This window comes from Lacunimicrobium album, assembly GCF_052161635.1.
GTDB lineage: Bacteria > Planctomycetota > Planctomycetia > Planctomycetales > Planctomycetaceae > SXPC01.
In genome coordinates this window covers 3,934,710-3,960,298 of the sequence record NZ_CP197413.1, presented here as the reverse complement: position 1 = coordinate 3,960,298, position 25,589 = coordinate 3,934,710, and the positions used below count along the sequence as shown (strand labels likewise).

General features: G+C 55.9%; 21 protein-coding genes. 11 read left to right on the top strand and 10 right to left on the bottom strand.

Annotation, left to right across the window (positions count from 1 at the left end):
- A complete protein-coding gene (locus SH248x_RS15830) occupies positions 1 to 2,313 on the bottom strand; it encodes an ATP-dependent helicase (RefSeq protein WP_459555269.1) in 2,313 nt (770 codons plus the stop codon).
- A 739-nt stretch (positions 2,314 to 3,052) separates the two neighbouring features.
- Here SH248x_RS15830 and SH248x_RS15825 point away from each other — a divergent pair.
- Both SH248x_RS15825 and SH248x_RS15820 read left to right on the top strand, forming a co-directional pair.
- Positions 3,053 to 5,236, top strand: a complete 2,184-nt coding sequence (locus SH248x_RS15825; RefSeq protein ID WP_459555268.1) for a hypothetical protein — start codon at positions 3,053 to 3,055, stop codon at positions 5,234 to 5,236.
- A 190-nt stretch (positions 5,237 to 5,426) separates the two neighbouring features.
- Positions 5,427 to 5,855 (top strand): GNAT family protein, encoded by a 429-nt coding sequence (locus tag SH248x_RS15820; protein WP_459555267.1) that lies wholly within the window; start codon positions 5,427 to 5,429, stop codon positions 5,853 to 5,855.
- 105 nt (positions 5,856 to 5,960) lie between these two features.
- On the opposite strand, the gene yidD is transcribed toward SH248x_RS15820, so the two are convergent.
- From yidD to SH248x_RS15800, 4 genes are all read right to left on the bottom strand, one after another.
- Positions 5,961 to 6,209 carry a membrane protein insertion efficiency factor YidD gene (yidD, locus tag SH248x_RS15815; protein ID WP_459555266.1) on the bottom strand — a complete coding sequence of 83 codons (249 nt, stop codon included), beginning with the start codon at positions 6,207 to 6,209 and terminating at the stop codon, positions 5,961 to 5,963.
- On the bottom strand, positions 6,206 to 6,595 hold the full coding sequence (rnpA, locus tag SH248x_RS15810) for a ribonuclease P protein component (RefSeq protein WP_459555265.1): 390 nt from the start codon (positions 6,593 to 6,595) through the stop codon (positions 6,206 to 6,208). Before rnpA ends, yidD begins: the two co-directional genes overlap by 4 nt.
- Positions 6,596 to 6,702: 107 nt before the next feature.
- Positions 6,703 to 7,206, bottom strand: a complete 504-nt coding sequence (locus tag SH248x_RS15805) for a hypothetical protein (RefSeq protein ID WP_459555264.1) — start codon at positions 7,204 to 7,206, stop codon at positions 6,703 to 6,705.
- 1 nt (position 7,207) lies between these two features.
- The gene (locus tag SH248x_RS15800; RefSeq protein ID WP_459555263.1) at positions 7,208 to 8,158 is read right to left on the bottom strand and encodes a J domain-containing protein; all 951 of its coding nucleotides are present in this window, start codon (positions 8,156 to 8,158) and stop codon (positions 7,208 to 7,210) included.
- 201 nt (positions 8,159 to 8,359) lie between these two features.
- Here SH248x_RS15800 and SH248x_RS15795 point away from each other — a divergent pair, with 201 nt between their 5' ends.
- From SH248x_RS15795 to SH248x_RS15780, 4 genes are all read left to right on the top strand, one after another.
- Positions 8,360 to 10,624, top strand: coding sequence for a GAF domain-containing sensor histidine kinase (locus SH248x_RS15795; RefSeq protein ID WP_459555262.1), 2,265 nt, complete (start codon positions 8,360 to 8,362; stop codon positions 10,622 to 10,624).
- A 114-nt stretch (positions 10,625 to 10,738) separates the two neighbouring features.
- A complete protein-coding gene (locus SH248x_RS15790; RefSeq protein WP_459555261.1) occupies positions 10,739 to 11,158 on the top strand; it encodes a response regulator in 420 nt (139 codons plus the stop codon).
- A gap of 174 nt (positions 11,159 to 11,332) precedes the next feature.
- Positions 11,333 to 12,352 (top strand): LuxR C-terminal-related transcriptional regulator, encoded by a 1,020-nt coding sequence (locus SH248x_RS15785; RefSeq protein WP_459555260.1) that lies wholly within the window; start codon positions 11,333 to 11,335, stop codon positions 12,350 to 12,352.
- A gap of 126 nt (positions 12,353 to 12,478) precedes the next feature.
- A complete protein-coding gene (locus tag SH248x_RS15780; RefSeq protein WP_459555259.1) occupies positions 12,479 to 15,601 on the top strand; it encodes an efflux RND transporter periplasmic adaptor subunit in 3,123 nt (1,040 codons plus the stop codon).
- Between the two features lie 9 nt (positions 15,602 to 15,610).
- Here SH248x_RS15780 and SH248x_RS15775 read toward each other — a convergent pair whose 3' ends face one another.
- Positions 15,611 to 16,558, bottom strand: a complete 948-nt coding sequence (locus SH248x_RS15775) for an FAD-binding oxidoreductase (protein WP_459555258.1) — start codon at positions 16,556 to 16,558, stop codon at positions 15,611 to 15,613.
- A 140-nt stretch (positions 16,559 to 16,698) separates the two neighbouring features.
- Positions 16,699 to 17,076, bottom strand: coding sequence for a group I truncated hemoglobin (locus SH248x_RS15770; RefSeq protein WP_459555257.1), 378 nt, complete (start codon positions 17,074 to 17,076; stop codon positions 16,699 to 16,701).
- 298 nt (positions 17,077 to 17,374) lie between these two features.
- On the opposite strand from SH248x_RS15770, the gene SH248x_RS15765 reads away from it, so the two are divergent.
- On the top strand, positions 17,375 to 17,800 hold the full coding sequence (locus SH248x_RS15765) for an RrF2 family transcriptional regulator (RefSeq protein ID WP_459555256.1): 426 nt from the start codon (positions 17,375 to 17,377) through the stop codon (positions 17,798 to 17,800).
- On the opposite strand, the gene SH248x_RS15760 is transcribed toward SH248x_RS15765, so the two are convergent.
- Positions 17,767 to 18,894, bottom strand: a complete 1,128-nt coding sequence (locus tag SH248x_RS15760; RefSeq protein WP_459555255.1) for a methyl-accepting chemotaxis protein — start codon at positions 18,892 to 18,894, stop codon at positions 17,767 to 17,769. The two genes, SH248x_RS15765 and SH248x_RS15760, sit on opposite strands and share 34 nt — an antisense overlap.
- A 327-nt stretch (positions 18,895 to 19,221) precedes the next feature.
- On the opposite strand from SH248x_RS15760, the gene SH248x_RS15755 reads away from it, so the two are divergent.
- Positions 19,222 to 20,184, top strand: coding sequence for an alpha/beta hydrolase fold domain-containing protein (locus SH248x_RS15755; RefSeq protein ID WP_459555254.1), 963 nt, complete (start codon positions 19,222 to 19,224; stop codon positions 20,182 to 20,184).
- A gap of 82 nt (positions 20,185 to 20,266) precedes the next feature.
- Here SH248x_RS15755 and SH248x_RS15750 read toward each other — a convergent pair whose 3' ends face one another.
- Positions 20,267 to 21,013 (bottom strand): sugar phosphate isomerase/epimerase family protein, encoded by a 747-nt coding sequence (locus tag SH248x_RS15750; protein WP_459555253.1) that lies wholly within the window; start codon positions 21,011 to 21,013, stop codon positions 20,267 to 20,269.
- A gap of 387 nt (positions 21,014 to 21,400) precedes the next feature.
- On the opposite strand from SH248x_RS15750, the gene SH248x_RS15745 reads away from it, so the two are divergent.
- Positions 21,401 to 21,946, top strand: a complete 546-nt coding sequence (locus SH248x_RS15745) for a hypothetical protein (protein WP_459555252.1) — start codon at positions 21,401 to 21,403, stop codon at positions 21,944 to 21,946.
- 217 nt (positions 21,947 to 22,163) lie between these two features.
- Here the strand turns inward: SH248x_RS15745 and SH248x_RS15740 are convergent, their stop codons facing one another.
- Positions 22,164 to 22,973, bottom strand: a complete 810-nt coding sequence (locus tag SH248x_RS15740) for a phosphoribosylformylglycinamidine synthase subunit PurQ (protein WP_459555251.1) — start codon at positions 22,971 to 22,973, stop codon at positions 22,164 to 22,166.
- 172 nt (positions 22,974 to 23,145) lie between these two features.
- Here SH248x_RS15740 and SH248x_RS15735 point away from each other — a divergent pair, with 172 nt between their 5' ends.
- Positions 23,146 to 23,472 carry a hypothetical protein gene (locus SH248x_RS15735; protein ID WP_459555250.1) on the top strand — a complete coding sequence of 109 codons (327 nt, stop codon included), beginning with the start codon at positions 23,146 to 23,148 and terminating at the stop codon, positions 23,470 to 23,472.
- A 591-nt stretch (positions 23,473 to 24,063) separates the two neighbouring features.
- Positions 24,064 to 25,254 carry a hypothetical protein gene (locus tag SH248x_RS15730; RefSeq protein WP_459555249.1) on the top strand — a complete coding sequence of 397 codons (1,191 nt, stop codon included), beginning with the start codon at positions 24,064 to 24,066 and terminating at the stop codon, positions 25,252 to 25,254.
- Positions 25,255 to 25,589: the final 335 nt, after the last annotated feature.

Below are 25,589 nucleotides of genomic sequence, written 5' to 3'. Positions count from 1 at the left end.
CTAGCGCAGCGGCTGCAGCGGGCTCTTCTGGACCATGAACGTCTCCGTGCGGCCTTGCTCGAATTCGACCGTGACAGTGCGTCTTGGGCCAAACCCGCTGGCGGAGAGAACCTGCCCTTTGCCATAGCGGGGGTGGCGGACGGCGCTGCCAACGGGAAAGCCGGTGGGGATCTCGATCGATTTGTTGTTGCCAGCGAGGAGATCAGCCGCGGTGGTCAGGGAGAAGTTGGCGCTTGAGAATGCGGGTTTCGAGCGGCGTTGGGTGACGCCGGGCTCGCGGTCTTCGAATTCGTCGTCGTTCCCCTCTTCGCCTTCGAAGGTGCCGAACTCCTCGACGGCGGTCGTCGGCCGCTTGGACTGGAACGAGTTGGGATCGAACGTCATCGCCTGGAATTCGAATTCACTCAGGCGGTCGAGCGAAAGATGCTGCGGCTCGGTGAAGGTCGATGGAATTGTGTAAGTGCTGCGACCATGGATACTGCGGACGGAGGCTTCGGTCAGGTAGAGGACTTCCTTCGCGCGGGTCATGCCGACGAACAGGAGACGTCTCTCTTCTTCAATCTCTCGCGGGTTGCCGGAGTTGATGGACCGTTCGTGAGGAATCAGATTCTCCTCCACGCCACAGACGAAGACGACCGGGAACTCTAGTCCCTTGGCGGCGTGCAGCGTCATCAGCGTCACCTTGCCCGCTTTCTCGTCGACGTTATCGAGATCACTAGCCAGAGAGGTCGTTTCAAGGAAGCCTTCAAGCGTCCGTTCATCGCCGGCGAGTTTGTCGTAATACTCGGCGGCAGCGATCAACTGTTCGACGTTCGTCAGTCGCGCCAGATCGGTCTCGTCCCCTGAGCCGAGCCAGGGGATTGTGATCCCGGTCTTCTTGACGACTTCCCGCAACAGCTCGGCGACGCTGCCTGCTTTGGCGAGGTCGAGGCCGTTCATGATCTTGGCGAAGAGGACAGCCGAGAGCGCTGCTTTCTTGGAGAGTTGCGGGATGGAAGAAGCTTTCTCCAACGCCTCCATCGGCGTCAGATTCTCGACACGTGCCCAGGCGAAGATGCGGTCCTGCGATTTGGCACCAAGGCCGCGCTGCGGCTTATTGACGATGCGTCGCAGCGCGAGATCATCATCGGGATTGGAGAGGACCCGCAGATACGCGACGAGGTCCTTGATTTCCTCCCGCTCCCAGAACGGCATCCCCGCAACAATCTGGTACGGAACCCCGGCTCGTTGAAACGCGACTTCCAGCGGCTGCGACAACGAGTTGACGCGGTACAGCATCGCGAAGTCCGACCAGGTCCGCTTGCCCGACGCGACAACCGCTTTCATATGCTCCGCGATCAGATCCGCTTCGCGGTAGCCATCAGAGAAGCGGATCAGGCGAACAGGAACGCCCTGCACGTTATCCGTAACGAGCGCTTTCGCTTTGCGGTAAACGTTCTTGGCGATCAGCTGATCCGCCGCCGCGAGGATCGACTTCGTGCTCCGGAAGTTCTGTTCGAGGCGGACCACCTTGACGTCCGGGAAATCGTTCTCGAAACGCAGAATGTTTTCGATCCGCGCGCCACGCCAGCCATAGATCGACTGGTCCGGGTCCCCCGTTGCGCAGAGATTGCGATAGTTCTGCGAAAGCGCCACGACGATCCGGTACTGAGCCTGGTTGGTATCCTGATACTCATCGACGAGGACATACCGAAACCGCTCATCCAGCTGATCGCGCAGATCGGGGAATTCCGTCAACAGGACCGCGACGTGAACCAGCAGGTCATCAAAGTCGACCGAGTTATTCTGCAGCAGAACCTTCTGGTACTCCGGATAAACACGCGAAACGACCGCATCCCAGTGGTTGCCAATCGCTTCATCGAAGTTGCGCTGAAAGACCTCGGGAGTGATCAGGTCGTTCTTGGCTTTACTGATCCGCCAGAGAATCTTATTCGGCGGGAAGTGAGTCGTATCGAGATCGAGGTGATGCATCGCGCGACGGATCGCAGCGGTCTGGTCACCCGTGTCCAGAATCGTGAAGTTCGGCTTGAGCCCGACCGCACCAGGATACAGCCGCAACATCCGTGCACAGAACTTGTGGAAGGTGGAAATCGCCAGACGTTGCCCGGGGACAAGCTTCTCAACACGCTCCGCCATCTCGGTGGAGGCTTTATTCGTAAACGTGATCGCGAGGATCTGTCGCGGCGAGACCCCCGACTCCAGCATATGCGCAATGCGGTGCGTGACGACACGCGTCTTCCCCGACCCCGGCCCAGCGAGCACCAGCATCGGTCCTTCAAAGTTGTTGATGACCTGCGACTGAGCATAGGTCATCGAAGCGTCCCTGCTTGTCGCGTTTTCTCCATCCATGTCTGTCTGTTCCTGTGTCGCGGTTCTCACCTTATTACTATACCGCGTTCGCAAGACGGTGGAAGGAGGCGCTGGGCGTTAGGCGCTAGGCGCTGGAAAAACAAGAAAATCCACACTCTGCTCCTCCTCTCTTCCCAGCGCCTCGTGCCTATCGCCTAGCGCCTCCCTGTCACACTCCGTAAATTTTTCCGCTTAAGTAATTTGCGTAGGTTAGAAGCGGTCTGCTAGACTGCATGGTGGAAATGGAGTTGTCCATTTCCCGTAGATTACAGGTTGGGGAAATGAGTGGCTCTGGGCAATCTGGAGAGCATGGAGTTTCTGCAGCATGGACAGGGAGGTTGCGTCGCGTCTGGTCACAGTTTCGTCAGAATGATAATGACTGTGAGAACTGTCGTGACGATCTTACTGAAGGATCTTCCCCACTGGAGAACGGCTGACATCGCGCACACAGGTCCACGACGTGCGGTTTCAGTCATTCGTAATATTTCCAATCAATGTTCATCCAAGGCGATGAACGAGTTTGGCCAGTGACGATCGCCAGACCGGGCCATAGAAAATCGCCCAGGCAAGACGCCTCCCTCGGCAGGATGCCGCTCTACCGCTCGTCTCATGAACAGCTGACGTCCCAACGTCCCGGTTCGTGAGCGTGACAGCGATTATCCGTCGAACATTCATCAGATTTGGGAATAAAAGGAGTCGGGTTATGCTTTTGAGTTACACCAAGGGGCTGATCGTACGCTCGCGATCACTGAAAGGCCTCGTTGTCGCTGGCGCACTGGTCGCAGCCGGCTATATGTCGACCGCAACGGCTTTGACACAAGATGAAGCTACTGGTCCATCACTGACGGGGATCGTCACCGAACAGATCCCCTCTGATCTGGCCAACTTCAGCTACGACAAACTCGGTCCAAACTGGCAGGATTTCAGTACTTCCCTGCAAGATAGCCTGTTCGCCCTCTACGGCGCTCAAAGCGATGCCGAGCGCGATGCCGCCGTCGCGACTCTCGAATCGAAGCTGAACGTCATCGACAAAGCTCGGACAAGCTCCAAGTATGTCATGATTCAGGGCCCACTGACCGACCTTCAAGGCCGCATCAGCCGACGCCTCCAACTGATGTCCGCTGCCCAGGAACTCCTCGCAACCGACTTCGCCGCTGCTCAACAAGACGCAGTGACTCGGTCACGCGATGTTCTCAGCTCGGAAATTACCCGCCTGCAGAGCTACCTCAACCGCATCCGCGGCGGCTCGAACTGGGCGAATTACCTCAATATCGATGCCGTTGCTGCTGATCTGAGTTCAGGTGACGCGAACACTTCTGGTGCTGCTGTCGCTGCTCTGCTCGGGAAACTGGACCCTGCAACGACTGAAGACACCAACCAAAAGCAGTTCCTCAACCGCGAGCCTCTCGACCGCGTCCGTTCTGCTGCCAACGCCTACACCGCAGCCAGCAAGGCTCAAGTTGGTAACGATGTTCAAGCCAAAGTTCGCGAACAACTCAAGAGTCTGTTCGCCGCTGTCGAAGGTTTCGAAGCCGACAAGCTGACCAGTTCTGCCAATAACATTCGTTCGATTGTCAACGAGATCAATGTCACGACCGGCGTCGTCAACAACGCTGTCTCTGAATTCGTGACGATCAATTACATGAACTTCAACTTCCGCGTTCAAATCGCGGAATCGTTCCTGCAGACCATCGCCAATGACACCAAGATTGATAACGGACCGGTCCGCGATTTCATTCTCGGAGCTCGTGTTTCGGGTCGACAGACAACGACGACTGATGTTGGAGTCGATCTGCTCCCCAGCGACAGCGAAGCCAAGTTTGCTTTGACTCTCAACGGTGTTGTCAACTCGCGAACCGTTGGTGTGACCGATCAGGCAACCGTGCAGACAATGGGTCGTCACCGTTTCAATGCCTCGAAGGTCGTCTACTACAACGGCGAACGATTCTCGACTCAACCAGCATCGATCAACGTCCGTGCGAATAACACAACACTCTCTGCCAAAGTGAATGGTGGCTTTATCGCTCAACTCTTCAACGGTTATGCCTTGAAGAAAGCCCGCGAAAAGACCCCACAAAGCAACGCGATCGCCGCCAGCCGGGTTCGTGGCCGTGTTCTGCCTGAGTTTGATGGAGAAACCAACAAGGAATTCAGCGAAGCTCAACAAAAGATCGAAGACAAGATCTACAGCAAGCTGCGTGAAGAAGGCCTCTTCCCAGACGTCCTGGATTTCAGCACGACCAATACCGAGCTGAAGATCAATGCCCGCGTCATGCACAACAACGAACTGGCAGCTGACCGTCCGCCAGAAGAACTGACCCCACAAGGTGGCCTGGTTCTCCAGATCCACGAAACCTGGATCAACAACGCCCTCGACCGCATGAATCTGCGTAACCGCACGATGACCGGCACGGAACTGCGTCAGGAATTCCAGGTTCACCTCGAGAAGCTTCTCGGCAAGCCACTCGAAATGGACAAGAAAGAGCAGCCACCGGAAGACGGCACCAAGCTCGTCTTCACCGATGCTGATCCGATCCGCGTGAAGATCCAGAACGGTGCCATTTATCTCGTCATTCGAGCTGGTCTCCAACAGCCTGACAAAGAACAGATCCCAACTCAGATCGTCACCGTCCCGATGTTCCTGGAACTCAAGGGCGATCAGGTCGCGATCACTCGTGGCGATGTCGAAGTTGCTCCTCTGGAAACGCCTTCGAACACTGCAGAGCAGATCGCTCGTGCCGGTGTCATGCGTAACCGCATCCAGGAGTCGATCCCAGGCAGCGAAGTCGAAGCCAAGAACAATATCGAAGTCGGCGACAAAACCATCACCCTCACGGCGAACATCGTGAAGGCTTATGATGGCTGGTTGCTCATCCGAGCCAACTAGACCTTTGATAATTAGCCCTCGGTGAGTCACCGCGGGGTCTGATTTTGAAGCACCCGTTGTGAAGACAGCGGGTGTTTTTTTATTTGAACCCGCAACGATTTCTCTGCGTTCTTTGTCACAGGTCTCAAAACGCGTTATTCTGAGGGACCACCAACCTGCTAACGATTACTGAGGTGACCGCCAGCCGACAATGACAGATCTTGACGAAGAAGTCTTCCACGTTCGCGCCGCCCAGACTGAGGACATCCAGTCGCTGCTGGCGTTCATCGAGCCCTTTGTGTCTGAGAAAAGATTGCTGCCTCGCACGATCGAGGAAATGACCGAGCTTGTCCCGACCGGTTTTCTGGCCGAAATGGACGGCCTGATCGTCGGATTCGCGGCTTTGGAAATCTATTCCCGTAAACTCGCCGAAGTCCGCTCGCTGGCCGTCTCGCCGATTTACCAGGGCAAAGGGATCGGGAAAGCCCTCGTCAATGCCTGTGTGCAGCTGGCGTGTGAGAAGAACATTCTCGAAGTCATGGCCGTCACCGCCAGCGAAGAATTCTTCCTCGCCTGCGGCTTCGGCTTCACCCTCCCAGGTCAAAAGAAGGCATTGTTCTACCAGACACGCGATATCTAACTGTAGGGTGCTGGTGAGTCTTCGAACCGCACCAAAACGACATTCACTTGCACAATTGGTGCGGTTCGCGGAGCCTCACCAGCACCCTACATTTAAGGCGTCTGTTCACGGCGGGTCATATCCGCCAGGATGAAACGGGTGGCAGCGTAGGATGCGTCGAATGCCTTTCCAGGCGACGGGAAGGCTGCCGTACTTTTGGATCGCGTCGATCATGTAATGACTGCACGTCGGCTGGAAACGACATTGGCCACCGATGAAGGGGCTCAGGGTCCACTGGTAAATGCGAACCAGGCCGATCAGCAGCAGAGACAGACAGCCATCGACGTACCGAATGATCGCGCGGAACACCCTCATGCAGGCTCCGAGCTGGGACCATCGGAAGACTTGTTTCGTTGTGCTTTTTTCTCGACACGACGCCCCAGGGCAACCAGCAGCCTGCGGAAGTTATCGAGTTCGCAGACATACTCTTTCTGCGGAATGACAACGAGATCGAACCCGACAGGAAGTTGTGAATAGCTGAGGCGAAACGCTTCGCGCATCAGGCGTTTGATGCGATTTCGCTGAACGGCAGGGCCTTGTTTGCGGGAGACGCTCAGGCCCAGGCGGGTTTCATTGGTTCCATTGAGACGGCCGATCACGAGGATGCCATCCTGGCTGACTTTTGCACCGGTCGCATACGCCGCCTGGAAGTCTTCACCGGATTTGATGCGACGATGTTGAGGGAAGTTGAGGTCAGACATAGAGCACAGGTGATAGAGTAGTTGAGAGCATTATTTGATTTCGCAGAGTTCCCTCATCCGACCTCGAAGACTCGGCCACCTTCTCCCCGGGGGAGAAGGATCGGAAATTACAGATCACCGACATCGTGACTACCGCCACCACTGTGACCGCCGCCGTCGGCGTCATCGTCGTCTTTGCGGTGGGAGGTGTGGTTGTGACCAGGGTCTTTAAGATACCAGAATGGGTCGGGTGCTCCCGTGCGCGGTGGGCCGGAGCGGGCGATGCGTCGGTAGCGTCGTCCCAGAACAAGTGCAATGACGAGCAGGAAGATGCCGAGGATGACAATCCCGCTGAGCAGCATCATCGCGACTTCGGCATAGCGACGCTTCTCCTGGTTCTTCTCCTGCTCGCGAATTTCATCCAGGGACTTATCGGGACTGGCAGGGGTTTCGAGAATCTGGCTGGCTTGCTCTGACGGGGAAGCGACTTCTTGAGCGGAAACTGTCATGCAGGGGAGGCTAAGAATCGCGATGACGGCGACGACAAGGCAGATGCGAATGACATGGAGAAATGCAGGGAGAGAAGACAGGGGGTTAATGCCCCCCGCTCGCCTTAAGAGGGAGTTATGCATGTTAACTCCACATTCCCGCGCGAGGCGTCAGAGGGGCTGATTGGTCGAATTGGCGGATTAGATCTTTCGCAGCGTCATCGGTTTGTTTCGGAACAACAATTTTGACGACTGCGAATTGATCGCCACGCGTCCCGCCCGGTTTGTCGAATAAGCCTTTCCCCTTGAGTCGCAGTCTGGCTCCCGAGGATGTTCCCGCCGGCAGTGTCAGAACGACAATGCCATCATCAAGGGTTGGCACTTCGATCTTGCCCCCGAGAACTGCTTCGCCAATCGTCACCGGGATATCGACGAGAAGGTTGTTGCCTTCGCGTTTAAAGTAAGGATGCGATGCGATTTTGACCGTGACCAGCAGATCACCCGCAGGACCACCCGTCTGGCTGGCGTAACCCTGTTTGGCCAGACGGATCGTGGCACCGTCTTTCAGCCCGGCTGGAATCTTGACATCCAGGCGTTCAATACCAGCCCCTTTATCGAGGGAAATCTCATACGTCCCGCCCAGGGCTGCCAGGTTGAACGGGACCGTCATTTCTGTCTGCAGGTTCTGACCGGGAGTAGCACGACTCTGGCCTCGACCACGCCGCCCGCCCGCTGCTCCGCCGCCACCGAAGAGGTCACTGAAATCGAACCCAGCGCCGCCAAACCCCCCCTGTCCGAAAATCGATTCAAGATCGACCGGACCGGCACCGCCAGCGCTGCCATAGCGTCCACCGCCAGCCTGAGCCCCGCCGCGCCCCATGTTTTCAAAGGCTGCCCCGTAGCGGTCGAACTGCTCGCGTTTCTCCTGATCGCCCAGGACGTCATAAGCCTGCTGGACCTGCTTGAACGTCTCGGCCGCCTGCTTGTCGCCGGGCTTGCGATCTGGATGGTTCTCGCGCGCTAACTTGCGGTAAGCCTTACGAATATCGTCAGCCGAGGCTTCGCGGGAAACTCCGAGGATCTTGTAGTAGTCCATAGTGTGTCGGTTCGGGGCGGGGCTAACGTGGGGCAGATACTGCAAAACGGTCGTGATTCAATTGTCACGTCTGGTATCATAGAGGCGGGGAAGACAGAGGAAAAGCCTCGCCCGACAATCGATTCTTCCGGTCTTCTTCGAGTCGCCTTCTTCGAGCAGTTTTCTCTTATCCACCATCGATCCTCAACGAACCGGTCCGACATGTCGTCAACTGACCTCAGCAGCAGCTCTCATGATTTCCTCGAAAGTTCCGCGCATCTGGTCGCCTGGCCAGGCACGGCGAAGCCGCTTTCGATCGAAACACTGATCGCAAAGATGTGCGCGGAGTTCGTCAGGCGAGAAACCAAAGATGTCGACGCAGCCATCAATCTGACGCTCGAACAACTCGTCCGCATCAACAACGTTTCTCGCTGTTATATCCTCGAGTTCAAGCCCGGCCAGACATTGCTCGGGCAGCAGACGCATGAATGGATCCTCCCCGGCCTGACCTCTCGTATGCCCGAGTTTCAGGCGATCCCGCTCGCCGATTTCATGACCGAACTGAAGATGCTGCGCGATGGCATGCCGCTGGCCATCAACGATGTCCTGGCCCTGTCGCCGGAGCATAGACTCTCCAGACCCTTTCAAGACAGCCCCACCCGATCGGTGCTCCTTGTCCCGATGATTGCCGCCGATCAGCTCATCGGCGTCATAGGCCTGTCTGCCAATCACCCGGTCACTTGGCAGCCTCAAACCATTCAGCTGCTGACGATTGTGGGTGAGATGATCGCAGGAGCGCTTGAGAAAAGACAACTCGACCAGAAGCTCGAGTCCCGCCTGCGCTTCGAGAAGTTCATTGCAGAACTCGGTGTGAAACTGATTCACTCAGATACCGAAGACCTCGACTCCAAGATCAAGTCCTCCATCGGTTTCATCGGCGAGTATCTCGAAGCGGATCGTTGTTACATCATGATGGCCAGCAAGGAAAAAGATCTGGTCAATGTCACACACGAATGGACTCGAGACGGGATCCCTGCCGTTATTGATAAGCTTCAACAGATCCCCATCGGCCCGAACTCTTACACCGTCCGTCAACTCGATCAGGGAAAAGTCGTCACGATCCCCGATGTGGAATTATTACCCCCTGAAGCCGAGACGCTGAAGCTCATCCTGCGGTCCATCGGCACCAAAGCATCCGCCTATTTTCCCATGATGTTCCACGAGAAGTGGATCGGTTCGCTTGGCGTGGCATTCGTTCGTGCTCCTCGCTCGATCTCTCCAGACGATCTTTCCCTGCTCGTTTTGATCACGCAGATGTTCGTCAACGCCTTTCAGCGAAAAGAGATGGAAGACAAACTGCGTGCCTCCGAACAACGCTTTCGCCTCATGCTCGAAGCTATTACCGAGTATGGATACGACTGGGACATCCCCACCGGAGATGTGTTCTATACGCGTCGCAGCCTGCAGTCGGCTCGCCCGGACCGCCAGGAATACAACGGCAGCGTCAAGGACTGGTGCAAGTCCATTCATCCGGATGACTTCGATAGAGTTCAGAAAGTCCTCAACGAACACCTCGAAGGGCGGTCTCGCTTTTATGAAGTCGAGTACCGCATGAAGTATGTCGATGTGCCAGACTATCGCTGGGTTCTTGATCGAGGCATGGTCGTCCAGCGGAACGACAAAGGCGAACCGATTCGGTTCCTGGGCGCAGAACTCGATATCCACGACAGCCGCCAGATCCAGGAAGAACGCGAACGTCTGATCGCAGAACTGGCGTCGAAAAACCAGGAGCTCGAACAGTTTACTTACACTGTCTCTCACGACCTCAAAAGCCCCTTAATCACGATCTCGGGCTTCCTCGGAGTCCTCAAGGAGGATCTGAAGAGCGGGAATGAAGAACTGGTCCAGGACGCGATTTCGGAAATCCACAACGCGACCGTGAAGATGCGCCTTCTACTGGATCAGCTGTTGGATCTTTCTCGCATTGGACGCGTCAGCGGGAAGATTGTTCCGATCGCGATTCATGAACTCGTCAGCGAGACACTGCGCTCGGTCGATGGACCCTTGAAGGCCAAGTCGATCCAGGTCGACCTTCAGCCTCTACCGGGATCTGTCGAAGGCGATCGGGTCCGACTTCAGGAAGTTTTCCAGAACGTGTTTGAAAACGCGATCAAGTTCTGCTCGCCGACCGGTGGAAGAATCTGTATCTCAGCGATCAAATCTGGTGGCGAGATCACGATTTCAGTACGCGATAACGGGATCGGCATTGATCCGGTTTACCACGAGAAAATCTTCGGCCTGTTTGAAAAGCTGGACCCCATGTCCGAAGGGACCGGTATTGGACTGTCGCTTTGTAGAAGAATCATCGAACATCATGGCGGGAAAATCTGGGTCGAATCCACGGGAGTGGGACGTGGCACATCCATGAAAATTCGGCTCAAAGCAATTGCCGGACGTCATGAAAAGACGGAAACTACAACAGACTGATTTGAGTCCCAATGATTCTGTGAGGTTTATCACCGACATGAACTGCACCTCTGTGAACAGTCGGATATAATTGCCTGATCGTTAAAGCTTCCCGCAGACATAGGCCCGCCTCCGATGTATCACATCCTCCTGATTGAAGATAACCCGGCTCACGCCAAGCTGATGTTTCGCCATCTGACCAAGATGGGCGATTACCTCCGCGCGACCCACCTGACGGATGGCGAAGCAGCTTATGATTACCTGCTGAACTGTGACTTCGCTCATGATCCCGTCCACCTGATTCTGCTCGACCTGCGTCTGCCTCGCATTGATGGCATCGAACTACTCAAGCGAATCCGCAGCAAGCCGATTTCGCTGCAGGTCCCTGTCGTTGTGCTGACCTCTTCCGAGCGTGATGAGGATATCAGGGAAGCCTACGCCGCTGGCGCCAACAGTTACCTCGTCAAACCTGTTGCCTACGACAAGATTCAGGAACTGATCGAACAATTGACGTCCTACTGGTTCCAGCACAATCGGATGCCTTCGATGCCGTAGAGAACCAGGCATCATTTCTGGACAGTTCGGACGATTGAGATATTTTCTCATTCGGAGAAATCATGCAGTCAATTGATCAGGTAAGCTTGATCCAATCGCCTGAGTTCACAAAATAATAGGTAAGCCACTTTTGCTCCGCCACTGCCTGCGCTCCGTCGTAAAGATTGCTCATCTATGTCCAAACCGCTTGTGCTGTGTGTCGAAGACGAAATCGCTCACGCGAAACTGATCGAACGCGCTTTCCGTCGCGACGAATCCCAATTCGACGTCCGGATCGTCTATTCCATCAACGAAGCCCGCACAGCCATTTCTGAACGTCGCCCGCAGCTGGTCGTCGCAGATTATCTCCTCACTGATGGCAAAGGCGTCGACCTCGTTCTCTCACGCGAGAACCCCGACGACTTCCCGGTCATCATCATTACCAGTCAGGGGAATGAAGGCATCGCCGTCGAGGTCATGAAAAAAGGGGCAATGGATTACGTCGTCAAATCAGAGACGATGTTCCAGGAGATGCCTCAAATCGCAGAGCGGACACTGCGCGAATGGAAACTCGTTCTCGAACGTCGTCAACTGCATCGCCTCATCACCGGCGTCATCGATTACCTGCCCGAGCAGATCATCGTCATCAATGGCGAAGGGACGATCCTGTTCTCGAACGAAGGGATCAGACGCATTGCACCGTCGTGCGAGTTTCTGACGCCCCTTCTGGCCAAGGGGGGAAACATCTTCGAAGTCTGTCGCAACCGGACTGACACAGATCGCTGCGATGGCGGCTTCCTCAATTTTCTCGCCGGTGACCTGCGAGACTCGCAAAGTTCCGGCCAGGCGATGTTCCGACAGGAGCACCATATCGAGCAGAAAGACCAGGACCCCATGTGGCTGGAATACGCGATCTACAAACTCGAAGAAACCGGCGACGCCAAGACAATGATCACGATCGCAGAGATCACCGAACGCAAACAACAGGAAGAACAGATCCGCGATCAGGCCGTCCATAAAGCTCGTCTCGAAATGCTCTCGCCGCGTGAGAAAACAGTCGTCGAAAAAGTCGCGCAAGGTCTGCCCAACAAAACGATCGCTGTCCAGCTCGACCTCAGCGAACGAACCGTCGAGAAACACCGGGCAGCGGCCATGAAGAAACTCGGAGCTAGGTCGGTGGCCGATGTCATCCGTGTCGTCCTGCACGCAACGTAACGTCTGACTCGTCTTCATCATTTCTTCATCGAATGACAGTCTCAGGCGAGCCAGTTTTTCGTCATACTGACTGGGTGATTCTGTTCACCCTTTCCTGGTCGTCATTTCGATTGTGTTCATTCCAAAATGAAGATTCTGTCTGTCTGCCAGCGAGTCCTGTTTGCCAGCGTGATCGCCACCCTGTTCACGCTGGGCCAAGTCGCTCATGCTCAACCCCCCGTGGCTGCAGACTCCGCCCCTGCAACAGAGATCGCCCCTGCGCTCCCGGCCGCGATGACATTCCGCCTTCAATCAGAGAACCCCATCGCTGTTCGCGCTCGGGTTGACGGCATCGTCAAGCAGATTCATCTACAGCCACAAGCCAGCGTCGCGCCGAATACTTCTGTTCTGGAACTCGATGCAAGCCGACTCGAACAGCAACGCGAGCCACTGAAGTCAGCGTTTCTGGAATCTTATAAATCCCTTCGTCTGACGCAGAAGGAGAATGATCCTCTCGCCACAGCCGAGGCAGAAGCGCGTGCCCAATCGGATGCCTCCGCGTATGACATCCTGCTGTTCGACATCGGACAATATCAATGCCGGACCCCAATCGGCGGTCAGCTCTCTTCCATTAGCGTTAAAGCAGGGGAGTTTGTACGACAGGGACAGACTGTCGCCGAGATTCTCGATACCAGCCGCTTTACCGTCGATGTGCTGCTTCCATCCGGGAAAGGACAGCTAGGAGATCACGTCGCGCTGATCATCGATGGCAAGCTGGTCGACGGAACCATTGAACAACTTCAACCGGTATCCGGTGATCAGAACGCCGCCGCTCGCCTCGGAGAACAGCTCGTCACCGCAACGCTGGCGATCAAGAACAATGGCCAACTGCAGCAGGGCCAATCGGTCATCCCGGTGCAGCAGCTTTATGCCAACGTGCCGACGAAATCACTCGGAACAGCCGCGGATGGCAGCCCCGTTCTGCGCGTCATGCGAGGGACTGAGACGATTGAAATCCCAGCCGTCCCCCTGGCTGCCCTGAAAGAGGGGGAGCAGGTTGTGATGGCGAAACTGGAGCCAGGCGACCTGGCCGTCGTCCCCGGACAACTGGCGAATATTCCACAAACAGAACCACTGACAGACTTCCGCCCCGCTGATGCCTCGCAACTTGCTTCGACTCAGTCATTGGCAACCGGCAATCCATCATTGCTGGAAGAGTTCCCCGCAGCAGCACCCGCGTCTTCAGGGGAAGATGCAGCTTCTGTCGATACTCCCATCTCACTGGCGGACATGAATGTTCCTCCCGGTTTGGCGGGGATCTTGTCGCCAGATCAACTCCCCCTGCCTGATTTGACACTCGATCCACTCCTGTCGGAAATCAAGCTCTCTCCCAGTGACCTGCTGGCCTTCGAGCAGCTTCAAACAGAATTCCAGGCCATGCTCGATGAGAAAGGCCTGCACATCAAAGAGCTCGCTGACCTGAAGGACATCGAAGGGATCGCCGAGTACGAAAAATTCCTGGTCGCGATCCGCGCCATCAATCAGGACTACGCCCAGCAACTCCTGCAGGAGCTCCCCGAAGAAGCCTCCAGTGAACTCCAGGCCTCACTGCTGGAGAACGTCGGCCTGACCGCGATTCCTGAAAATGTCCTCGAAGTGGACGAACAGAAAATTGCAGAGATTCAAAAACAGTTCGAAGCCGAGCAATTTGATGTCGTCAAAAAACTGCTGACCTCCGAAGCCACCATCGATCAGGCGCGGGAAACGATCAAAGGCCTGCTGGACAAAAAAGATCAGGCAGCCATCGATGTCGTCTCTGCAGACGCGAAAAATGCCCTCGCAGTCAATATGCAGCAGCGGCAGGCCCGGTTCAATGCCCTCACCGCAAAGCCACAACCTGAGAAAACTCCCGGAGCCGCACCTGCCAATCCTGCAGACAAAGTCAGCGGTCCGCCATCAAAAACTCCCATGCCAAAATTCGCCCCTCCTCCGTTGAAAGCGGATGTCGATTACGTGATGGTCGGGATGTTTGTCGTGATTGGCCTGCTCGCGGTATGTGGGCTTGGTTACTTCCTGGGACTGTTCAAGTTGATCAAGTCACTGATGACGCGATCTCCGGATGCAAAGAAATCCAAAAAACGCAAAGACAAACTCAAGCACGTCCATCGTGTCGAAGTCGGGGCCGACAAGGCGTATCAGACGATTCGCGATGCGCTGACAGCAGTTCGTGAGAACCCGTACGTCAAAGACGAGATTCCCTGGGACCGTCACGAAATCGTGATTCAGCCCGGCATCTACAAAGAAACGATTCACCTCGACGAAAACGACCCCGCCGGCATCCGCATCATGAGCGAGAACATGGGGCAGGTGACCATCGTCGGCGATGGGACTCACCCGGTGATCGAAGCCAGTGCACTGACGGACTTTGGACTGGAAGGCCTCGTCATTGATGGAGATGCAGCCCCGACTGTGATTCAGCTCCGCGATGTTCAGAAACTCGCGTCGTTCTCCCAGATCATCATCACAGGGTTCAAGCAGTTCGGTGTGAGAGTTTCCAGCCGGGGTGGGGAAGGTGAGTTGAAAGTCTCGATGTCCGAAACGGTCTTCCTCTCCTCCATGCTCGAAACGACCGGCATGTTCATCGACTACGGCAATCTCGAATCGAGCACACTCGAGATGGAGAAGTCTCGCTTCCATGGGCAGATGCAGGTCGGCATCCAGTTTCGTGCTCCGCTTCACAAGACTTTGATTCGTGAATCGATCTTTGCCTACCTGGGGACCGCGATCTCGATGCCGGGCACAGGATATCCGTTCGAGTTACTCAAGCTTTCCAATAACACGTTCTATCGCTGCGGCAAGTGCCTGTTCTTCCGTCGCATCGACGCCTTGACCAAAGGGACGCGAGAAGTCCTGCTCGACAACAACCTGTTCTCACAGTCCGAATCGGCAGACGCCGCTGTCTCGGATGTCATTGACGCTGACATCGTTGAAGAAGTCTCGAACTTCCTGCATGAACATAGTAACGGGAATCTGACGGATCGCGCAGACGAATCCGATTTCGCAGCGGGTGTCATCTCGCTCAACGGCAAAGCTGCTCGCGTCTTTGAGGACTTCAAGTTTCGCTCCGTCGAGATCGATGAGCCTGACTTCCTGATGCCGACCCCCGATTCCCCTCAGCGTCAGGCCTGGGCGAAAAAGGGGCTCCATGGATACGTCGGTGCGCTCGGGCCAAAGTCGGTCGTCAGATCGGTCATGGAAACGCAGTCGTAGATCGGACTGTTACTTCGCACGCGTGACGAACGCATCGGCATGGATCCGGCTCAGGTCGGCTCCGAGCAGGTAAAGCTTCTTGCGCAACTGATTGACCATCGTCGGGCTGCCACACAGATAGATCCGGGACTCAGGCCAGGCATGCTCACCGCCCATGATCCTGCGAACCAGTTCGCCCTCCGCCTGTTCGGTGACTGGTAAGTAACGCAATGATGGCGATTCCGACGACAACTGACTCAGGTCATCATGGAGATAATGATGTTCCGTTGACTTCGCCGCATGGTACAGCGCGATCTGGCCCGGATAGCCCGACCGGATGGCATCGCGAGCAATCCCATACAGCGGGGCCAGCCCGGTTCCTGATCCGATAAGAACCAGCGTCGAGGCATCATCTTCCGGCAGATAGAAACACTCTCCCAGCGGACCTCGCAGTGAAACGGTCTGCCCGACCGCCTCCCCGCTCGATAGCCACGTGCTCATCTGACCGTTTGGCACGATTCCGACATGAAGTTCGATCAGCCGCTCGTCCGGCAGGCTGGCGATCGAATAACTCCTCGAAAGCCCGTCCTCGCGTACCAGACTGACATACTGGCCGGCCCGATAAAGTAACGGCTTGTCAGGCCTCAACCGGACGCGGGCCACGTCCTCGCAGAGTCGCTCCACCGACTCGATCCGGCAGGAGGTCGACTCGATTTCATTGCCCAGTCCGGCAATCTCCAGATCCCCGTCCGGCACACAGACACAAGGCAGGAAGTACCCCTGCGACACCCAACTCGCTTTCAGCCCGACCTGAGACTTCGGCGTGACCTCGCCGCGAGTCGCCTTCATCAGACAACTCTGGCATAACCCCGCGCGACAGCTGTAAGGAACACTCGGATCGAGTCGCAGGAGAGCATCCAGCACCGTCTCTCCGGGCAGGAGATCAGTCTGCTGGCCTTCATAGACAATTTGAGCCATAACACACCCACCCTCCGGATAGCCCGGGTTGTCCCAACCCGGGCGACGAAGTCGCAAGAAACATATCAACTGCGCGATAGACAACTGCTGACGATCAGCCATCAAGAACGTATCGCCTCGTCTGGCGATCTCCACAAAATCTAGCGGTTCAGAACGTCATCCCGCACGCTGTTGGCAAGCGCCGCAACGGCATTGATCTGCTCATCACCCACGCCCAGTTCTTTCAGCGTACTGCCGAGGTGTTCGATGATGATGTCGACGTGCTGGTCGTTCAGCCCCATGTCGACGAGGTGCTTGTGACCGACACGCATGTCTTTACCGGTGTAGTTGTTGGGCCCGCCGGTGACCATCGTGAGGAAGCCGATCTGCTTGGCACGCTGGCGGTCCATGTCCACCCCGTCAAAGAAGTGGCTCACCCGATCATCAAGCAGAACTTTGCGGTAAAACCGATCGACGGCAGCCTGCATGGCGGACGCTCCGCCGAGCATGTCATACAGAGAAGAAGATGCGACGCTCATCACAAAACTCCCGTTAGCAATAAAGGACAACTTTATCCATTATAGATCGGCTTTCGCTGCCCGTCAATTCTGTTTTTCTTGATGCAACGGAGAAAATTCTGTCGTCACAGGTTCATGGGTTGGTCTGTTGGTGGGCGATTGTTAGGATGCCATAGCCCCCATGTCGGGAGGGCGAAGCTCCGTCTGAGCCGCAACTTTGCATTGCGAATCTCTAGCCGCGAGAGGAAAACACCTATCGCCTCGCCGTTCCTTTAGGTGGTTTGCCCCTCCCAAATTTACTACTTCACAGGATCCTTCGATGTTTTCCCAGACCGCAGAATATGCCATGAGGGCGATCGTCTGGCTGGCGGAACATCGCGACAACGAAAAAATGTTCGGTCACCGCGAAATCTCCCGCGGCACAAAAGTCCCCGAAAGCTATCTGCCAAAGATCCTGAATTCGCTGGTCAAAGCGGATCTGATCATCTCGAAACGAGGCGCCGGCGGAGGCTTTCGTCTCTCGCGCGAGCCGGTCGCGATTTCTCTGCTGCAGGTCATGAACGCCGTCGACCCGCTCCAGCGCATTCACAGTTGCCCCCTCAAGCTGAAGGCCCATAAATCACAGCTTTGCCCCGTGCATGCCAAACTCGACGCGACGCTCGCAGAGGTCGAGAAAACACTCGCCAACTCGACGATCCAGGAAGTCCTCTATCAACCGAACTTCCCCCACCCGCTCCGCGAGTAACCAGCCAGCTTACTCAAGCGTCGGCTGCAGGATGAAGCAATGCCTCCGGTGGTATAGGTTTCATAGCCAGGAGCCAGGGCATAGGCGATACACATGGGCTGGCCATCAAGTTCAGTGATCCGAAAGCCCTTTTTCTCACTGAGCATCTGTGAGAAATCAGGAAGATTCAGCTGCTGTCCAAATTTGGTACGATCCGTGTCAGCGAGAATGACGCCATCATGATCACAGACAATGAAGCGAGTTTGATCTCCCGCTGATTGATGCTTCTCGACGATCGTCTGACCAAGAGCCGCCCAGTTGAAGATGACTCCCAGAACGCCGAGTAATTTCCCCCGGGTATCGCCATTTTCACGAATGCCACAGGCATAGATCAGCGCTGGCTCGCCATCGACCAGTGTGCTGTGATGGGCCGTCTGAAAAGCAAACTGATCGCCATTTCTGGTCGTTAACGCATTTTGAAACCAGCGACTATTCGCCTGATTCGCCCCGCGCGAATGATACCGTTCAGGACGACCATTCGCGATCACCACACCGTTCAGATCGCAGACGACCAGGTCATAGTAAACGGTGTAAGAGTGCAGAATGACCGCCAGACGCTCGGACGCATGGTGACAGGCATCTAGTGTCTTCGAAGTAACGGCCTCGACGATGCGGCTGTCGGTCGCCCACCAGCGAACATCGCAACTCCGCTCATAAAGGTTGCGATCAATCAGGTCGACGTTGGAGAGCGCCAGATCCGCCAGACGACTACCACGAGCATTTGTGGACAGAGAGTCGACTTCGGTCTGGATCTTCAAAATCGTCTGACGACTGTCCTCGGAAAGTTTGGTGGTGACTTCGCCGGTGTTTCGCGCCAGACTTTGAATCTCCTGCGCGACGATTCCAAAGGCAGCCCCCACGGTTCCCCCGGCTCGGGCCGCTTCAATACGGGCATTCAGCGACAGTAGCTTTGTCTGAAAATTGATCTGCTCGATCTCGACGATCGCCTGCTTCAATGATCCCAGAAGTTCATCGATCAGCCGCCCCAGATCGCGTTCATCCTGCTGATCAGCCACGATGACAGGCGCGTTTGAGGCAGCTAACGAAGATCGCAAAGTGGAAATCTGTGTAAGCATATTCGCCAACAGGAACGGTGAAGTGACTTCGTCAGACGCGACGTGCAGTCATCATCGACCCACCCGCAGCCGAGGCTGCGGTCGATTAGTTCGCTGACAAATTTCTGTTCAGAACAGGTCCGATTGCAGCGAACGGTAGGCGAATACACTGACAAATCACCATTTCTCGGACGTTACGTTCGGCATCTTCGGAGAAAGCAGCAAAGTTTGACATTCCGCGTTCGCCCGTCTAGTTTGGACAACTCATATCAAGCAGGATTGCTGCGTTTCTTTCTTCTCTTCCTTCAAACGACACGAGGCCTCGCCATGAAAACACTGATCCTAGGATTGATCGCCACGGTACTCCTGCCTGCGTCTGCCTTCGCTCAGGACACCTCCGCTGCGAAGGAAAAAATCCAGCAGCGCTGCGACAATCTGAACATCGATGTCCAGTTCGATCAGGCGTACGCAGGCAACAACAACCCTCGACAAGCACTCGATATTTACCTGCCAAAGTCTCGCAAGTCGGAGAAGCCGATTCCCGTTGTCGTCTACATTCACGGCGGTGCCTGGATCAGCGGTGATAAACTCGCCGTCGCCAACCGTCCGATCCTGGTTGCCTCCACGGGGCAGTATGCCGGGATCAGCGTCGCCTATCGACTCAGCAACGAAGCCAAATGGCCCGCACAGATTCATGACTGCAAAGCCGCCATTCGCTGGGTGCGCGGCAATGCAGAAAAGCTCGGCCTGGATGCGGATCACATCGCCGTCTGGGGGACGTCTGCTGGCGGACACCTCGTCTCGATGCTTGGCACATCCGGGGGCGTCGAATCACTGGAAGGGGATCTCGGGCCTTATACAGACAAAAGCAGTCGCGTGACCTGCGTGATCGATGAATGCGGGCCGACCGACTTTGAACTTGCCCTGACGTATAAAGACGGCAAGCCCCAGGAGGAGGATGTCGCGGTCGTCGGATTACTCGGCGGCAAACTGGCTGACCATGTCGATCTCACGAAATCGTCCTCACCAGTGACCTATGTCACGCCCGATGATGCCCCCTTTCTGATCCTTCACGGAACAAAGGATCTGCGCGTCGACTTTTCCCACGCTACTCGCATCGATAAAGCGCTTGAGGAAGCAGGCGTTTCGTCAATTCTCATTCCGGTAACAGATGTCGGCCATTCGCTGGGACACCCCAAGATGATCGAACGCATTAAAAGCTTCGTCGATCATCATCTCTACGGCCTGGACGTCGAAACTCCAGAAGAACCGCTCAACCCGATCAAGTAAGTCGTCCAAGTCACGCCAGAACAACTCGGGCGTGACAGGGATTCGGCGTGGCTCGGATTCGACGTGACGGGGATTCAATGTCTCAAATCAGCATCGAATCCAGCAGCATACGCATCTTTCGCATTTCCAGAGGACGATCGCTGGCGGCGATGTGCTGCGGATGCAGGCAGACAGAGAGAATCCGCTGATAATCAAACTTCTTGAGCCCGGTCATGATCCGACTGTAGTCGATCTCACCTAAGCCGACGGGGATCTGAAACTGATCCGGGAGGCTGTCTCGCAGGTGGGCGTGATACGTGTATTGGTAAAGCTTATCCAGGTTCTGGGTATGCGACGGCCCGGTCAGGTAATAGCTCGGGTCAAGAGTCAGCCCAAGGCCTTTGACAGCCTGGCAGAGTTCGACAGCCGTATGAGGATCTTCGGTCAGACAGCCATTCGTCGTGCGGATCGAAAGTCGAATCCCTTCCTGGCTGCACATCAGCAGATTGCGTTTGAGGCGATCCAGTTCCGAATTGAACGGCGTTCCGAGTTCTGCGGAGGGAATACTGATCTGTGTAATCTTGAGGGCTTTGGCGATTTTCGTCACGCCTTCCAGCTGAGCATCCGTCGGCATGGCTTCAATATCAATCGCGACTGATAAGAGTCGTGATTTATCGCGAAACTTCGCAACAAACCCTTCGACATCAGCGATGGTCTCATCGAGATTCAGGTGCGTACCGGCGGCGTCGAAAAAGAATTCGACCTTTTCATACTCCAGGTCGGTGAGCTGTTTGCAGGCCTCTTCAAAAGAAAGATCGCTAAAACATTGCGTGGAGGCTGCGATGAACATGACGGTTCGATCCTTCTAACGGTCATTCTACGGGGCGAGATGCGGCAGGACTTGCAGACATATTAGGCATAAAGCCATGTTAATCAACAAGTTAGAAGCAGAGGAGGCGGATTTCCTGCCTGTTAATCTATGACGATTGTAGGGATTCTGCAAGTCCGTCTGGTAATTCTGGGCGAATCGAATCTTCCTTCAATCCTGTTTCTGCAAGTTATTTCGATTCTCCAGCCGATAACAATGGTAGGTCGCACGGAATTTCCGTGACCGACTTCACTTTTGATCCAAATCCCGACGATCTGATCGACGGGATGAGACGATAAAGCCACCTCATCGATGGGACGTTTGGCCGTCGGTCGTTCACCGTCTGGTCAGCCAAGGGAAGGGACTGCCATGATTCATCTCAATCTTATGACGCTCAGCGTCGGTTCGTTGCTGTTGCTGGCGACCGGCTGCAGCACCATGCAGGCTGGTAAACAGCCAGAATTTCGTGGACAAAGCCCAAGCGGCGGCATTGTTCAGGCTTATGGTGAGGATCTGGACAAGAATCCAACCATCCAGCAAACCTCGGAACAACGTCTCCACGACGCTGGCGCTCGCCCGATCCATGACTTCGTCCAGACGCACCCTGCGTACAACACGACTCGTCACGCCGAACCAACCGTCTATCCACAGGCTGCTCCGTATGATGGCGGATACGGCGGCGGATATGGCGCGGGCAGCTGCCCACCAGGTGGTTACGGTAACTGCCCTCCTTACGGCCATGGCTGTCACGGCAACGGCTGCTTCCAGGGTATCCACCACAATCACTCGTACCAGGTCCGTCGTCCCAACGACCTGAGCTACCCACCAGCTAACATGCCCGGTGGAGTGACTGTCTATCCTTACTACACCCACAAAGGCCCAGACTGCTTCTTCCTCGGCATGAAGGAATATTAACGGCCCTTCGCCCGAAGAACGTCCCGACCATCGATGAAAAAACCCCGGTCATTAGGCCGGGGTTTTTTATTGCGCCGATACTTTCTGATGTCTTTCGTGGGGTCCGCTGTGCGGACCGTTAATCGACAGACGAACTTCGACGTGACTAGTTGGAATCAAGCTCTTGACCGGTATTCTTAGGCCAATTGACGGTCCGCACAGCGGACCCTACGGGGCACTAAGCAAAATACCCGACCGCATTTTGAAACAGCTTCAACCCCGCTCCATCACCTGTCAGTTTGCGGCGTGTCCACTGAGGGTGATTCGTGGCGGACAGGAATCGCTCGGGGTGCGGCATGAGGCCTAGCACGCGTCCTGTGGGATCGCTCAAGCCGGCGATGTTCCAGGCGGAACCGTTGGGATTCATCGGGAAGGGGAGTTTGTTCGTCCCTGTTGCCCCGTCATCATCTGCGTATTGCAGGGCGATCTGACCGGCGTCCTGCCAGGCTTTCAGAGTTGCTTCGTCGCGAACAGCGATCCGCCCTTCCGCATGGGCACATGGAAGCTCGATGTCATCGACGCCACGCAGGAAGACGCTGTTACTACCCGCGGTTTTGAGCTTCACCCAGACGGCGGTATAGCGGCCGTTTTCGTTCCACGTCAGCGTCGCTTGCGAGCGAGCTTCTGGAGTCGGCGGGAAAGACGAGGTGCCGTTCGGCAGGACACCCGCCTTGAGCAGTGTCTGAAAACCGTTGCAGATTCCCAAAGCCAGTTTGTCGGCGGCCAGGAATTCTGTCAGCGCATCTTTGAGTGAGCGACGCAGCTTGCTGGCCAGCACGACCCCCGAGCCGATGTCATCGCCGAAGCTGAAACCGCCGGAGACTGCCAGGATCTGATAGTCCTTCAGCTGCTTGCGTTTGGCGAGGAACTCGTTGAGGTGCAGGCTGTCGGGTTTGCCGCCCGCTTTTTCAAACGCAAACGCCGTTTCCGCATCGCAGTTCGTGCCAGGAGCACGCAGGACACACACACGAGGAGAAGCAGTCGACATAGATGTTCAGGTTCCCTGGGAATGGTTGTGAGCTCCTATCGTAATCACTCCCGCATCGCTGGACAAACCACCGGGCCAAACGAGAAAGAATTCGCGGAAATACCAGCCGAAGAGCTGTCTGGAAACTCCTCTAGGCCTGCAGCGTGGTTTTCTGCTAACTTCCGCGCCCGTTATGAAGCGTTCTTCTGCTATCTGCTGGACAGTTCTGCTGGCGACGCTGGCTTCGTCGGGGTGTATTACGCCCTGGAACACGAGCCTGCCCAAGCTTGGCTGGGACGACCCGCGCACTGCCAAAAAACGTCAGGAACGCTTCGACGCGTACCCACTGCCAGACCTCGGCCCGGAAACGTACACCCGTCAGAGAGACATGGCGATCCCGCGCGATGAACCGCGCCGTCTCAATGACGATCTGCTCAACACCAAGTTCGGTGTGCCCAATTCAACGACTCAGTCTGAGCGTGAATACAATCAGATCGTGAAAAAGCCGGTCGTTGAATAAATCTGGTTCTTCTCCTGCGGGGAGCGCAACGGCGTGCATTGCGAACCTAAGCGGTATTCAGAGCAATGTGGCCTTGTGTTCTTCGTCCTGAAGGGACGATTTCTACCAGCCCAGGATGAAATCCTGGGTGAGTGAGACCATTGAACGATCACCACCCTGAAGGGGTGGGTTCATCGCTGACTGATGACGGCCCTTCAGGCCTGAGAAGGAGATGTGAAAATTGGCATCTTGTCGTTGTCATCGTGTGCAACGCGGGACAGCGGCTCGGACGGAACCTCGCCCTCCCGGGGGAGGTTCTTAAATTTTCGAACAGCTTCTAAGACTCGCTTGAATAGCCTGCTTACGATTCGCGCTCGTAGAAAAGTGCGGCAAATACGCTGGTTTCATGCTCGTTCAAACAAGCATCACTCCGCTGATTTCTGACAAAACTTTTTCCGTGTCGCGAAACTTTGCACGCCTCCCTGTGTTTTATCCCTGTCAGCCAGCGGCACTCATAGACAAGTCCGCTCAATTCACACGTCCTGTCGAACGATGACCGGCTTCACTCACGCTGAGCAGCCGCCACCCCTTGATCCGTTACTGGAGAAACGTATGCGCTCACTGAACCCATTCCTCACGCGATTGATGAGCACCATGGTGCTCTCAAGCAGCGTCCTGTGCGTCACTGCTTCCAGCAGCTTCGCTGACGACGAAAAGCCGCCCGCAGAACGCGAACGAACACCCGTCCGCGAACTGATGCAAAGACGCCCCATGCCGGCCTTCTTCTCGAAGCTGGATGTTGATGGCGATGGAACGCTCTCCAAAGACGAGCTTGAAAAAGCGGGTGAACTTCTCGCTCAACTCGATAAAGACGGCAATGGCTTAGAACCTCGCGAACTCATGATGCCAACCGGCATTCAGGAGCGTGCCGCTGGCTTCCGTGGCGAAGGTCCTCAAGGTGACCGGCCTCAAGCAGATCGTCCGGAAGGGGATCGTCCTCGCGGCGACCGTCCAGAAGGCCGACGTCTTGAGGGTGGCCGACCACCAAGTGACCGTCCAGGAGCAGACCGGCCAGAGGGTGATCGTCCTGAAGGTGGACGCGGTCCCGGCTTTGGCGGGCCGGGCTTTGGTGGTGGTCGCGGCGGATTCGGCGGAGCCCCCTGGATGCGTGGCGGCGATGGAGAACGTCGTGGTCCAGATGGTCGCGATGGAGACAAAGAGCATGGTGATAAGGAACACGCTGATAAAAAAGAGGGCGACAAAAAGGAACCCAAGAAAGAACACGCCAAGCGTGAGTACCAGTCTCGTCCTCGTCCCTCCTACGCCCACCATGGCGGACATGGCCCACAAGGTCGCGCTCATCGCGGTGGCTTCGGCGGACACGGCTTTGGACAACACAGTTTCAGCCGGGGCGGCAGTGCACCTCACATCGTGATCATCAATAACTACTACGGCGGAGCCTCAGCAGGCCACAAAGGCCCAGCTAGTCATCGCGGCCCACAAGGTCCAGGTCGTCCGGGCGAACATGCCATGGGACGCGGCGGCTTCGGCGGTCGCGGCTTTGGTCAGGGTCCATTCGACCGTGGACATGGCCCTGCCTTTGGTAAGAAGCCACATGACGCCGAAAAAGGCCACGGCGATAAGCCCAAAGCCGATAAAGAGCATGGCGATAAGGACCACAGCGGCAAGAAGCCTCACGACAGTGATCGGAAAGACAAATCACCCGAAGGCAAGAAAGCCAGTCTGGATGATCAACTCGCCGACGAACTCGACGTGATCCTGACCCATTTCCATAAGAACTGATTCCAACAACGCGATCTCTTTCCGGAAGGGGTACGGCGATCTTCGTCGTGCCCCTTTTTTCGTTGGTTTGAGAGACGGGATTGTCAGCCCAGGAAGTGTTTTTTGGTAAGAGCCTGTTTTCTAATTCGGTCAGTAGGGTGCTGGTGAGGCTTTGCGAACCGCACCAAATGTGCAACCGAACGACGAGTCGTCTGTGAGTACGCATTTGGTGCGGTTCGAAGACTCACCAGCACCCTACTTAGATCGCCACTCCTCAAACGGTGCCTTATTCCTGTTTGATCAGAACAAAGAGAATTGACCACAGAGGCACAGAGGTCACGGAGAAGAAGGGATCG